Source organism: Paractinoplanes brasiliensis, from assembly GCF_004362215.1.
Taxonomy (GTDB): domain Bacteria; phylum Actinomycetota; class Actinomycetes; order Mycobacteriales; family Micromonosporaceae; genus Actinoplanes; species Actinoplanes brasiliensis.
Genome location: NZ_SNWR01000002.1, coordinates 1,825,316 through 1,837,440, shown reverse-complemented (window position 1 = coordinate 1,837,440; position 12,125 = coordinate 1,825,316). Strand labels below are relative to the sequence as shown.

The 12,125-nt window shown below is 71.1% G+C and carries 13 protein-coding genes and 1 pseudogene; 6 read left to right on the top strand and 8 right to left on the bottom strand.

Annotation, left to right across the window (positions count from 1 at the left end; translation table 11 throughout):
* Window positions 1–10 precede the first annotated feature (10 nt).
* The gene (locus C8E87_RS40300) at window positions 11–394 is read right to left on the bottom strand and encodes an SPW repeat domain-containing protein (RefSeq protein WP_133878595.1); all 384 of its coding nucleotides are present in this window, start codon (window positions 392–394) and stop codon (window positions 11–13) included.
* A gap of 421 nt (window positions 395–815) precedes the next feature.
* On the opposite strand from C8E87_RS40300, the gene C8E87_RS40295 reads away from it, so the two are divergent.
* Window positions 816–1,493, top strand: coding sequence for a hypothetical protein (locus tag C8E87_RS40295; RefSeq protein WP_133878594.1), 678 nt, complete (start codon window positions 816–818; stop codon window positions 1,491–1,493).
* A 286-nt stretch (window positions 1,494–1,779) separates the two neighbouring features.
* Here C8E87_RS40295 and C8E87_RS40290 read toward each other — a convergent pair whose 3' ends face one another.
* Together C8E87_RS40290 and C8E87_RS40285 are read right to left on the bottom strand one after the other, a co-directional pair.
* Window positions 1,780–2,679, bottom strand: coding sequence for a hypothetical protein (locus C8E87_RS40290; RefSeq protein ID WP_133878593.1), 900 nt, complete (start codon window positions 2,677–2,679; stop codon window positions 1,780–1,782).
* A gap of 75 nt (window positions 2,680–2,754) precedes the next feature.
* On the bottom strand, window positions 2,755–2,943 hold the full coding sequence (locus tag C8E87_RS40285; protein WP_133878592.1) for a hypothetical protein: 189 nt from the start codon (window positions 2,941–2,943) through the stop codon (window positions 2,755–2,757).
* Window positions 2,944–3,132: 189 nt separating this feature from the next.
* On the opposite strand from C8E87_RS40285, the gene C8E87_RS40280 reads away from it, so the two are divergent.
* From C8E87_RS40280 to C8E87_RS40270, 3 genes are all read left to right on the top strand, one after another.
* A complete protein-coding gene (locus C8E87_RS40280; protein ID WP_133878591.1) occupies window positions 3,133–3,903 on the top strand; it encodes an LLM class F420-dependent oxidoreductase in 771 nt (256 codons plus the stop codon).
* Window positions 3,904–3,988: 85 nt separating this feature from the next.
* The gene (locus C8E87_RS40275) at window positions 3,989–4,168 is read left to right on the top strand and encodes a hypothetical protein (RefSeq protein ID WP_133878590.1); all 180 of its coding nucleotides are present in this window, start codon (window positions 3,989–3,991) and stop codon (window positions 4,166–4,168) included.
* A gap of 175 nt (window positions 4,169–4,343) precedes the next feature.
* A complete protein-coding gene (locus C8E87_RS40270; protein ID WP_133878589.1) occupies window positions 4,344–5,084 on the top strand; it encodes a hypothetical protein in 741 nt (246 codons plus the stop codon).
* Between the two features lie 15 nt (window positions 5,085–5,099).
* Here the strand turns inward: C8E87_RS40270 and C8E87_RS40265 are convergent, their stop codons facing one another.
* Both C8E87_RS40265 and C8E87_RS46740 read right to left on the bottom strand, forming a co-directional pair.
* The gene (locus C8E87_RS40265; protein WP_133878588.1) at window positions 5,100–5,462 is read right to left on the bottom strand and encodes a helix-turn-helix transcriptional regulator; all 363 of its coding nucleotides are present in this window, start codon (window positions 5,460–5,462) and stop codon (window positions 5,100–5,102) included.
* A gap of 1,723 nt (window positions 5,463–7,185) precedes the next feature.
* Window positions 7,186–7,590, bottom strand: a pseudogene (locus tag C8E87_RS46740) (ATP-binding protein); the annotation flags it as partial.
* 140 nt (window positions 7,591–7,730) lie between these two features.
* Between C8E87_RS46740 and C8E87_RS40250 the strand changes: the two are divergent.
* Window positions 7,731–7,925, top strand: a complete 195-nt coding sequence (locus tag C8E87_RS40250) for a hypothetical protein (RefSeq protein ID WP_133878586.1) — start codon at window positions 7,731–7,733, stop codon at window positions 7,923–7,925.
* On the opposite strand, the gene C8E87_RS40245 is transcribed toward C8E87_RS40250, so the two are convergent.
* The 3 genes from C8E87_RS40245 to C8E87_RS40240 are packed head-to-tail and all read right to left on the bottom strand — an operon-like array spanning window position 7,918 to window position 11,547.
* On the bottom strand, window positions 7,918–8,514 hold the full coding sequence (locus C8E87_RS40245; RefSeq protein WP_203720981.1) for a hypothetical protein: 597 nt from the start codon (window positions 8,512–8,514) through the stop codon (window positions 7,918–7,920). The genes C8E87_RS40250 and C8E87_RS40245 overlap by 8 nt on opposite strands.
* A complete protein-coding gene (locus tag C8E87_RS44815; RefSeq protein ID WP_203720980.1) occupies window positions 8,430–8,744 on the bottom strand; it encodes a serine hydrolase domain-containing protein in 315 nt (104 codons plus the stop codon). Before C8E87_RS44815 ends, C8E87_RS40245 begins: the two co-directional genes overlap by 85 nt.
* 19 nt (window positions 8,745–8,763) lie before the next feature.
* Window positions 8,764–11,547: a peroxidase family protein gene (locus C8E87_RS40240; protein ID WP_133878585.1), complete on the bottom strand. Its 2,784-nt coding sequence runs from the start codon at window positions 11,545–11,547 to the stop codon at window positions 8,764–8,766.
* Between the two features lie 235 nt (window positions 11,548–11,782).
* Here C8E87_RS40240 and C8E87_RS40235 point away from each other — a divergent pair, with 235 nt between their 5' ends.
* A complete protein-coding gene (locus C8E87_RS40235) occupies window positions 11,783–12,049 on the top strand; it encodes a GlsB/YeaQ/YmgE family stress response membrane protein (RefSeq protein WP_133878584.1) in 267 nt (88 codons plus the stop codon).
* The last annotated feature ends 76 nt before the right edge of the window (window positions 12,050–12,125 follow it).

Below are 12,125 nucleotides of genomic sequence, written 5' to 3'. Positions count from 1 at the left end.
GGCGGGACGCTCACGGCTTGACGAGGCGGGGCAGGGCGTTGACCACGGCCAGCAGGATCACCAGGGTGCCCACCAGCTTGTCGTTCCAGGCCACGCCCAGCTGGTCGGCGAAATCGAGCGCGTACGGCGCGGCGATCAGCCACGCGCCCACCACAACCGCGGCGGCGCTCAGCGCCGGCGATCGACGGGGCAGCACAATCTGCGCGGCGGCCAGCGCGAACAGCACGACGCCGGCGAGCACATCGTTGATCCACGGGTAGACGCCATGATCGATGACGACGGGCGTGACCACCAGCCAGACCCCGGCGACCCCGATGAACGCGCTCGGCGTGAGCACGAGGTCCCGGCCGAGCCGGCGGGCCACCCGCGTCCGGACAGCTTCGTCGGTACTCATACACCGACTCTCACCCACACCGGTGGCGGGCGCTGCGCGTCTTCATGACGGTTACGTGACGATCAGCCCCGTCCGCGGCCCCAGGGGCGGGAGTGTGGTGCGGGACAACCGCCGAGCCTGGGGCACGCGCCGGATCGTCGTGCGGGGGTGCGGCTGGGTCGTGTGTCGGGCGTGCGGGGGTGGGTTGGGCGGTGTGTCGGGCGTGCGCTGGATGGTCGTGCGGGGGTACGGCTGGGTCGTGTGTCGGGCGTGCGGGGGTGGGTCGGGCCGTGGTGTCGGGCGTGCGCCGGATGGTCGTGCAGGGGTGGGTTGGGCCGTGTCCCGGGCGTCCGCCGGATCGTCCGCCGGATCGTCGTCCGGGTTGGGCCGGACCCGTTACCGGGCATGCGTCGGGCTGTCGCCGCGGGGGTAATGAGGGGCGATGGACGAACTTCTGGCCGCTGTCCGGCGTGCGTTCGGCGCCGGCCGGCTGCCGGGCCTGGAACCGGGACTGATCGTCCACGACGAGTCCGGGTGGATCCCGGCCACGGCTCTGACCGGCGGCGACGTGACCCTGCTGCAGGCGGCGGCCCGGCGCCGGTGGGACGCGCGCCCGCATGTGGCCGCCGCGCTCATGTGGAAGGCGTACTCGTACTGGCTTTCCCTGCCCGCCGCCTTCGGCTGGGTGGCCGGCCGTCGCGTCCTGCACGTCACGGCGTCGCAGGTGCTCGTGCGTCTGGACGCGCCCGACGCCCCCGTACGGATCGGAGTGCGACCCGGCACACCGTTCACCGAGGGTGACCCGCTGGCGTTACGCAGTGTGCTGCTCGACCATCACGTGACGCCCCTGCTGGACGCCTTCCAGCGCGAGATCCGGATCAACCGCCGCCCCCTGCTCGGCTCCCTGGCGGCCGGCCTCGCGCACGCGACCCGCCACGCCGTGCGCGCAGTCCCCGGGGCCACCACCGCGGACATCGACATCCTGCTCAAAGCCCTGGACCTGCACGACCTGATCTCGTGGGAGGACGGCCACCTACGCCGGCGGACGTGCTGCCTGGCGTTCACCCTGCCCGAGCCCAAAATCTGCACGGACTGCTGCTACCGCCCCCAGCCCTCCTGAGCCGCTGACGGCCTTCCGTCATGGCCACCGCCCGTCCTCAACCTGCCGTGGCTTTCCTCGGGAGGCGGGACGCGTAGTCCGGTCCCCCGAGAGTTCGGCAGTCCCGCCGCTGGAAGGCCGCGACCCCCTCTCGAAGGTTGTGGGCGCTCACTTACATCGCTGGTCGCGCGGCGGTGTCAAGTTGTGGGGACGGCCATCGGGAGGTCGGCAGTCCCGCTGCTGACAGGCCGCGACCCCTGTCGAAAGGTTGTGGGCAGTCATTCACATCGCTGGTCGCGCGGCGGTGTCATGCGGGGACAACCATCGGGCGGCGGCCGGGCGCCGGCGTCGCGGGGGAGGGGACGGTCGTGAACGGGGCGGCCAGCGCCTCGCGGGCAAGGCTGCCGGCGGCGCGATGGGCCAGGTCGGCGTCGTGGCGGGCGGTCAGCTCGGCGGCGGCCGCGGTGTCGTAACAGTGGCGGCGGTAGGTGACAGTGGCTTTGGTGATGACCAGTTCCTGGTCGACGGGGTGCAGGCGGGCGTCCCAGCCGTTGCGGCCGGCCAGGGCGTCGGCCAGGGCCGCGGCGGGCAGGTCGCCCCGGTCGCACGCGACGGCCACGGCGCGGTGCAGGAAGCGCTCGCGGGCGGCGTACTCCTCGCAGGTGGGCGCCGACCACGGGGTGCCCCAGCGGGCCGCGACCATGGCTTTGCGAAGGCGGGCGTCGGCGTCGAGCCAGGACTCGTACGCCGCGTTCACCGTGGCCTCGGCCTGCTCCCACAGTTCCTGCCAGCGCTGCGCCGCAACGGCGGCCCGCTCGGCGGCCACGCGCACCTCGGAAACGTACTGCGAGGACGCGTACTGCGAGGACGCGTGCTGCGAGGACGCGTGCTGCGAGGACGCGTGCTGGGAGGACGCGTGCTGGGAGGACACGTCCCCGGCGGAGGAGGACCGCGTGGGGAGGTGCCGCGTCGAGCCGTTGTGCGCGGAGGGGACGGGCGTGGAGGCGTACGGGGAAGGAAGGGTTTTGCCGGCGAACAGTCGCGCGCTGCGGAGAGCGGTGAGCAGGTCGCGCAGGGTGCGGCCGGGGTGGCGCATGGCCTCGGGGCTGCCGAGCATCAGCAGCGCGGGGAAGGTGAGCAGGATCAGCGTCGCCCAGATGGCCGCCGGGGCCGGGTCGGTCAGGAGCATTTCCGCAACCACGTTCATGGCAGGTTTCCGTCCGCGAGGTCGTCGATGTCGGACTGCGGCCGTCGGCGGGCGCGGCGAGGCGCCGGCGGACGGTCAGGCGAGCGCGACGGGAGGCGCGCGCGAGCCGCGGACGCCCGCGGAGAACTGCGGGAGAAGCGCCAGAACGCGGTCGGCGGGGACCGGCTCGGCTGCCACCCGGCGCTCCACAGTGGGCTCCGGCTGCGAGAAGAGGCCGACGAGGGCACGCATCAGCATCGCGCTGAGCAGCATCATCGTCACCACGCGTCCAATCTAGCCGCCGTGGCGCGGATCGCCCAGTCGCCACGCGGACGACCGGCGCAGCGCCCACTCCAGCAATCCGGGTGCGAGGCATCAGGCAACTGACCCATCCCGGCGCGGGTTCGAGGGCGGGTCCAGCACCGATAGCGGTATCGCGGGACGGCGGGACCCGGCGCGCCTAGGCTGGCTCTCATGACTTCCAGGCCTGTCCGCGTCGGACTGCAGCTTCAGCCCCAGCACGCCGGTTACCAGAGCATCCGCCGTACGGCCGCCGAGGCCGAGGAGCTCGGCGCCGACATCCTGTTCAACTGGGACCACTTCTTCCCGCTCAACGGGGAGCCGGACGGCTTGCACTTCGAGTGCTGGACGATGCTGGCGGCGTGGGCCGAGTCCACGTCCCGGGTCGAGATCGGGGCCCTGGTGGCCTGCAACAGCTACCGCAACCCGGATCTGCTGGCCGACATGGCCCGCACTGTCGACCACATCTCCGACGGCCGCCTGATCCTGGGCATCGGCTCGGGCTGGTTCGAACGTGACTATGCCGAGTACGGCTTCGAGTTCGGCACGGCGGGCGGCCGCCTCGACGACCTGGCGACCGCCCTGCCCCGCATCGAGTCGCGGTGGGGCAAGCTGAACCCGCCGCCCACCCGCAAGATCCCGGTCCTGATCGGCGGCGGGGGCGAGAAGAAGACGCTGCGCCTGGTCGCCAAGCACGCCGACATCTGGCACAGCTTCTCCGACCCGGAAACCCTCGAGCACAAGCTGGGCGTCCTGGCGCGGCACTGCGCCGACATCGGCCGCGACCCCGCCGAGATCGAGGTCTCGGTGGTGGGCAACCCCGACACCCGGGACAGGATGTACGAGCTGGGCGCCCGCCTCTTCACGGTCCACACCAGCGGCCCCGAACACGACCTGTCCGACCTGCGCGACCTCCTCGCCTGGCGGGACAAGCTGAACGCCTGACCGGCGGGCCGGCCGCGGCGCCGCGCTCGTCACCCGGTACGGGGGAGCGGTGTTTGACAGATGATCACAGGGGTAGGAGGCCCGCATGAGTATTCCGTCTGATCCGGACAAATACCCGCCGCTCGACCCGGGTGCGCCGATCCCGGACGATCCCGGCGAGCTGGAACCGGACAGCCCCGACCCGCTGCCCCCGCCGCCGGCCGAGCCGTCGCCCGTGCCGAGCGAACCGGCCCCCGAACCGGGTGGTGTGCCCGAACCGGCGTGACCGGTTTTGTCGGGAACCGGTCTGTGTCGCGGCCGCCGGCGAGCAGGTGACCTGCCCTCCTTGGCCTGAACGGCCGAAGGGCGGTCGCCTGTGAGTACGCTGTGCGACCCCTGTACTTTGGTCGCGCCACCGTCCGGCACAGGCCGGCCGGGGCGACTGAAACGGGGGCACGACCATGAAGAGCAGATTCGCCGGCGCGATCGCCGGCCTGACCGCGGCCGCGCTGCTGGCCACCGGCTGCGCCGGGCAGAACGACGACGCCAAGAGCCCCGACGCGGCCAAGCCCGCCGCTCCCGCGGGCAACGGCGTGGAGGCCCTTGAGGCCGCGCAGATCCTCGAGAAGGCCAAAGCCGCCCTCACCCAGGCCAAGTCGTTCCACTTCAAGGGCTCGATGAAGGCCGACGAGGGCAAGATCGGCCTCGACTTCAAGATTGCCGGCGAGGACGTTTTCGGCACGATGTCGCTCGACGGGCCGAAGGTTCAGCTGCTGGCCGTCGACGGCAAGAAGTACATCAAGCCGGACGCCGCGTTCTGGAAGATGAGCGGCGGCGCCGAGCAGGGTCCCGTCGTCGCGCAGCTGGTCGGGGACCGGTGGGTGCTGGTCAAGGCCGGCGACAAGAGCTTCGAGGGCATGTTCAGCACCACCGACGTCAGCGAGCTGCTGGAGCCCGAGGGCACGGTCACCAAGGGCGCGGTCAAGGACGTCGACGGCAAGCCCGCCATCACCCTGACCGACGGCGGCGCGGACGGCGGCACGCTCTACATCGCCACGACCGGCGAGCCCTACCCGCTGAAGCTGGAGGGCCCGACCCCCGCCGACGGCGCGCTCACCTTCACCGAGTTCGGCGAGACGTTCGCCGACATCAAGGCCCCCGCCACGGCCGACGTGGTCGACCTGGAGAAGCTGAAGAAGTAGCCGATTCCGGCGCGGTCACCGCGAGCGGGCCCACCGGGCCAGTTCGATCCGGTTGGCCGCGCCGGTCTTGCGCAGCATGTTGGAGATGTGCACGCTGATCGTCTTCTCGCTCAGCACCAGTTCGGCGGCGATCTCCGCATTTGTCCGCCCGGTCACGACATAGCCCAGCACTTCGCTCTCCCGTGAGGTCAACCCCGTTTCCCCGTACGCGGGAACAGGCGCGGCAGCCGCATCGAGCGAGACCCTGGCACTTCGGGCAAGCGCGGTGATCACGAGTGTCGACGACCTCGCGTTCGAAGGACTCCGCGGACCCCGGCACCCGGGGGAATTCGTGCAGCAGATCCTCGAGCTCGCGCAGCGCCGGTGCCGGGTCCACATGACAGTCGCGCACCTGGTCGGCGATCGCCCGCGCCGCCAACGGCAGTGTCCACTGCGAGTCAAGGTCGATCGGGTCGTGGCCCAGCGCGTGCCGGACCAGCACGAGCGCGCGGTCCTTGTCGCCGGCCGCGACCGCCAGGCGGGTGCGGACCTTGTCGAACGGAAAGAACATGTACCCCGACGTCTCGGCGAATACCTCTTCCGCGCGGGCCAGGTGTGCCTCGGCCTCGGCCTGCCGGCCTCGCAGACAGGCCAGCTCGGCGCCGACCAGACGGGCCAGGACGTCTCCCATGGGGCCAGGCCGGGACCCCAGGGCCGTACGCAGCCGGTCGGTACATTCGTCCCACCGGCCCGCTGGCAGCAGCACGTACGCGGCCCACGCGCACATCAGCGACACGTGGTTGTGTGCGGCGCCCGCCGCCTGGAGATCGTCCCGGCAACGATCGTACAGTGACACGACCTTGTCGCTCCCGGCCAGGGGAGCGGAGCGTGAGCACGCGAACGTCGCCTCGGTCATGAGATGAGGGAGCCGGAGGCCGGCGGCGCCGGCATAGGCCTGCTCCGCGATTGCGAACGCCGTCGCATCCGTGCGACGCATCGCGTCGACGATGAGCGCGTAAACTCGCAGCTCTGCGCTGCCCTCAGCGAGAGCGGCCTCGATCGCTGCGGTGGCGACCCGCTCGCCCTCCGGATCCTGGCCGTACAGAAACGTGATGGCCGTCGTGGCCAGAGCGAGGGCGTGCTCCCGGGACGCCGGATGCCTGGCCGTGACGCGGAGGGCCGCTTGCAGGGCGTCGAAGTCGTAGAAGGACCGGCCGGTCGCCAGCTTCAGCTCGGACAGGCGAAGCAGCAGCATCGCGTGTCCGAGCGACTCGGGATCGAGCAGCGGCAGAAGCTCCAGCGTGGCTTCCAGCTCCTCCGTGTCCCGGCCGTCGCGGGCAGCGGCCTGACAGATCCGGACCAGCAGATCGGCTTGCGACTTCGCCGCATCGGGAGGCCGCAGCGCCAGGGCCGTGCGCAGCAGGCGCAGTGACTCGGGTCCGCTCGTGGTAAGTGTGGCGGCTCGCAGGGCCCACGTGTATGCCGCCGCGTGCAGCCCTGCCTGCTCGTAGTGCCGGGCCAGCGAAGCCGCACGGCTGGGGTCTGCCGCGTGATCGTCCAGGGCGGACGCGTAGGCCGAATGCCAGGCCCGTCGCTCCTCCGGCAACAGCTCACCGATCAGGACCTCGGCCAGAAGCGGATGGGCGAACCAGTACCGCCCGTCCGGCTCGACTCGTAGAACCCCGCCGTCGACGCCTTCCCGCAACAGAGGCAGTACGTCGTTCAGCAGTGCCGCCAGTGCTGTGACACGCTGGGGCCGGCCACCCACCGCTATCACCACAGCCGCTTCACGCGCGGCGGGAGACAGACCGTGCCAGGCCCGGGAGAGCGCGTCCCGCAGAGCGCCCGGGAGACCGGCGGGCAGGTTCGTGGCGTCCGGCGACAACCCGTTGACCAGAAGGCTCGTCAGATACGGGTTGCCGGCTGACCGCGTGTACACGTCGTCCAGGAGACCCTGGTGCGGTGGCCGTCCGAGAAGGTCACCGATCTGCTCGCCGGTGGCCACGCGGTCGAGGCGGGACATTGTCAGTGAGGCGAGCCGCGGGAAGCGTCGCACGTCGGCGAGCCAGGGCCTCAACCGTCCGGCGTCCTCGCCCTCCCGCAGGGTCATGATCACGGCGAGCCGGCGGTCGGCCCGTCCGGCCAGGACGTACATGAGCACGTCGAGCGAGCTCTGATCGGCCCACTGCACGTCGTCGATGACGAGAACGACGAGTCGCTCGGAAGCGGCCCGGTCGAGCCAGGCGTCGACTTCGAGCACCGGGTACGTGGCATCCCAGTCCGGTGGGCGCCCCGGAAAGGCCGGCGCCGTGGCCGATCGTAGGGGCAGCAACGGCACGACGAGCGTGCTCAGCGGCAGGCAGGTGGCCCAGATCATGTCGTGCTGGGAGCACACCGACCGGACCAGAGCCGTCTTGCCCGCGCCGGCCTCGCCCGTGACCAGCAGAGCCGACGCGCGTCCGGCGGCCGCCTCACGGAGCACCGCGCTCACGGTCGCCGCCTCCACAGCCCGACCGGCGAGCGCCACGCCTTGAGTCTGCGCCGCCCTCTGAGGGGTGTCGAGCGAAATCTGAGGTCCGTACGGGTGGTTCTGAGGTCTGGCTCCCGATGTCCGCGCGTCGCCCGCCGAGAAGGCTCAGAACCAGATACCGAACCCTGGAGGACATCATGTTCGATCTGATGGTCGCCGTTGCTGTCGCGGTCGCCGTGCTCGCCTCACCCATGCCGGAACCCGGACCCGAGCCCGAGCCGGAGCCGGACAGGACGATGGTCTGCTCGGTCGGCCACGACGAGAAAGGACTGGTCCTCATCTGCCGGTCGGACGGTGTGACCTGTGCGGACGAGTCAATGTGGATCAACTGACATCGGGGCGGGTCATCAGGGGCGCGCGCAGGTGCAGGTCGAGGCGGGGGCCGGTGAGCGGGACGATGTTCCAGGTCGCGGTGGCGGCTCCCGCCTCGACGACCAGGCGGACGCGGTGCGGGGTGGTGATGACGCAGAGCTCGGCGACGAAACGGCCGCCCTGCCAGCCGCCGCACCCGACGAGGGGGCGGCCGAGGGGTGCGCCCTCGCGCCACTGGCCATGTCCCACCTCGATGGCGAACAGTAAGCCGAGGCGCAGCGTCCAGCCACCCTCGACCGGTTCGACGACGATCGGGGTTCCCTCGGGCACAGCGTCGCCGCCGGTGATCCGAGCGGTCAAGGGCCGGTCGGGGCCGCTCGACCCCGCCATGATGGGCAGGGTCAGCCCGCGCAGCCGGGCCGCGAGCCGGGCGTCGTCGGCGGGGCTGTCCGGACGGTCCAGGCCCGGCCACAGGCAGTCCCGGAGCGCGTCCAGGAACTGCTGCGCCTCGGTCATGGCGCCGGTCACGACGACGACCAGGTCGCGCGACGGGACGACGAGGCACATCTGCCCGAAGGCGCCGTCACCCCGGTAGCCGTGCCGCGACATCCAGAACTGGTAGCGACCGCCGTCGAGGTGAACGACTTGGTCAGCGAGTAGAGCAGGTGTGGCCGGGTCGCCGAGTACGGCGCCCACCAGCCCTCGGCGAGGACGTGACCACCCCGTACGAACATGAGCGAGTGACACTCGACGGAGGTGGCCTCGAGCCTGTCCAGCAACGCTTCCAGCGCGCGGGAGGAGACTCCCCGGCTCGCGGGGGCCGAGCGGGGCAGCAGCATGCGGGCAACCTACAAGGGTTCAGCTCCAAGGCGCGAACGCGTTACGTCCGGCCGGCAGCACCCCCTTGAGCTCGGGGCAGTGGCGGTGGATCAGGTCGGTCATGGTCGTGGCGGCGATGTGGTCGAGGCCGAACTGGGTGTAGACCTCGGGACGGTAGTCGACGGTCAGGAACCGGTCGCTCTGCAGGCGCCGCGAGGCCATCAGGATGAACACCCGGAACGCCGTGTCGGAGAAGCCGAAACCCTCCGGCGGCGTCTCGGCGAACAACCCGACCATGGTGTCGACCTCGTCGATGCCGCGGTACACCGCACGCAGCTTCGCCACGGTCGCCGGGTCGTCGCTCAGGTCCTCCCAGCGTGTGATCCGGGGCATGTGCAGCGCCTCGCGGAAGTCGTTGTAGCGCGGCACCCCCCGCATGCGGGTGCGCACGAGGTCGACCACCGACAGGTCGATCAGCTCCCCGTCGCGTTCCAGGCTCAGCAGCGACAGCGGATAGTTGTGCAGCGTGATCGCGCCCGGGTGGGCGGTGCCGAACGAGAACATGACGTTGCTCAGGCCCAGCGCCCGCAGCTCGTCGTCGGCCCGTACGCCCTGCAGGTCGAGGAACGTGCGGTCGCCGAGCGTCTGACCGTCCGGTGTGGAGAACGTGTAGTCGTCCGGGATCAGCGGATGCATGCGGTAGACGGTGACGAAGTCCTCGGTCAGCGAGTACGGCGCGCTGTGATGGTCGGGCGTGGTCCCCGGGATGCCGTGCAGCGCGTTGACGTCGGTCAGCCACAACCCGATCCGGCTGAGCAGATCGTTCGCCGGCACACCGTTCCAGTTGACGTTCATGCCGCGGCGCAGCACGTCGGTGGCGAGGATCGCCGGCGTCCACTCGACCGTGTGGATCTTCGCGATCATCGCGGCCACGACGAGCCGGGCGGTCTGGTAGACGCGCTCGGAGTCCCACTCCGGGTTGCGGCTCGACAACTCGTCGCAGAGCAGGTTGTGCTCCCTGGCGAACAGCGTGTGCATGCTGCTCAGCCCGAGCCACCACGCCTCGTTGAAGCCGGTGATCTCCGCCCCGGCGACGTCGACCGGCAGGTAGCCCTCGGGCGTGAGCCGGATCCTCGCGCCGTCGCGCAGCTCGTGGGCCTTGGCCGTGCCGGTGCCGTAGACCTCGGAGCCGTCCCACCAGTGCGAGGCCACGTTGCCGAAGAGCAGCTCGGTGCCGTCGGCGCCGGTGCCGCGGCTGATGTTGCCGCCGATGCGCATCTCGGGTTCGGGTTCGCCGCCGGGCGTGTTGACCCAGCCGTCCATGCCGGGCGGCAGAGGCACCCGTACGTCGTCGGGGCCCCCGAGCGGGTGGCGCGCGTGCACCACCCAGTCGTGCACCTGGAACTGGATCCACGTCGCGGCCAGGATGTTGAGCGAAGTGGCGGGGCGGAACGCGTCGCGGCGCAGCAGCTCGCGGCTCACCACGATCGGGTTCGGCTCGTTCACCAGGTCGGGCCGGTGCACGGCGGGCACGTTGCGGCCGAACGCAGCCCCCACGGCACCCATGTCACGATCCGAAAGATCATTCCAACGGCCCTCGTGCGTACGGAAATCGCGTTCTTCCGGCCGGGGAGGCACAGGCACATCCCGTACGCGGGGAGGGGCCTCACGATTCTCGGTGTCGATCAGGTTGTCGCGCCGGAGCACGTCGCGCAGGGCCGCCAGGTTGAGCAGCGCGAGCGACGCGGGCAGCCGGTGCCACGGCCGGAACCGGTTGACCAGACCGAAAATCGCGACCATGGCGGAGCTGGCGATCCGGTTGCGGGCCGGCACGTCGGTCAGCCACCGCCGCTGATCCCGGTGGGCGGCGCTGGCGTCGTACGCGGCCTTGCGCACCCGGTTGAGGTTGCCCAGCGGGCGGAAGTCCTCGGTGGTGTTCCACGGGTTGAAGCGCATCGCGTGCACGACCGGGTTGTCGCACGAGCCCGTACGGATCGTCAGCGTGGCCACCGGCTCGGGCGGCGCGTCCGCGGATCGCCAGTCGACCGCGGCGTCCTCGATCGGCGTCTCCTCGGGGCTGCGGAACCGTTGCACACACAGCTCGAAACGCACGTCGCCCCGCTGCAGGCGCGCGCCCATCTCGGCGGTCAGGAAGTCCGGGCCGTCCTGCGCGGGCGGCGCGTCGCCGGGCAGCGGCCTCAGGAGATATTGGACGGCCAGCTCGTCGCCCCAGGTGATCGGGATGCGGCTCCAGTAGGTCTCGGTGGCCACACTGCCGATGCGGCGGCGGCCCTCGAGGACGTTGCGCACCATCCGGATCGTCTCGGCCGGGCCCAGCACGGCCAGCAACCTGCCCAGACCCAGGTAACGGCCCAGCCCGCCGCCCGCCGTGGCCACCGCGAACTCGGCGAACTGGCGGGCGTCGCGGGCGTGGGAGACAGGCGCGTTGGTCATCAGCAGGTCGTGCTGCTCGCCCGTGCCCGTCGTGACCCGCAGGGCGGCGCCGCGCAGGTCGGGTTCACGGTCGTCGAGGATGCGGCCCTCGGCGTTGCTGAACCGCACGGCCGTACGCCAGACCGCCCCCGGCTGCGCGAACCCCACCCGCAGGTCGGCCGGAAGGTCGTCCCGGAAGCGCAGCTCGGCGTCGTCCACGGCGTACGTGCCCTTGGCCTGGAAGCCCGCCACGATCGGTTGCCCGTGCTTGCGGTTCTTGAGCTGGGTCCGCATGATCTGCACGGCCATCCGCTCGAACAGCCGCCGTTCGGCCTCGGGCGAACCGCCCAGGAAGACCTCGCGCCACTGGACCCTGGTCCCCGTTGTCATCGGCACACTATGGACCCGTTCGTCCCCCGGCGCTGTCGGTTAGCCGATTTCCATCGACCTTTCTCGACACGGCTCGCCGTTCCACCGGTCACCGGCCGTGCCCGGCGAGGTGTCGTCAAGGGACTGCCCGGCGAGGATACTGCGAGACGGTGGCTGCTTACCCGGCGCTCTCCGAGGTTTGATCCGTGCCCGGGGACGGGAACGCAGACGGCTGTTCCCTCGACTAGGAGTTGACGTGGAGATCTCCGGCATCATCACCGCGATCATCATCGGCCTGATCATCGGCGCGCTCGGCCGGCTCGTCGTCCCCGGCAAGCAGAACATCCCGATCTGGCTCACGATCCTGATCGGTATCGTCGCCGCCCTCATCGGCACGTTCCTCGCCGCGGCCATCGGCGTCGACGACACCCGTGGCATCGACTGGATCGAACTGATCATGCAGATTGGGCTGGCCGCCGTCGGCGTCAGCATCGTCGCCGGCATCCGCGGACGCCGCACCTGACACCCTCGACCAGGCGCAAGGACCGGTGCGGCCGGCCGGACAGGGCCGGCCCCACCGTTTCGTCAGCTGAGGAGCA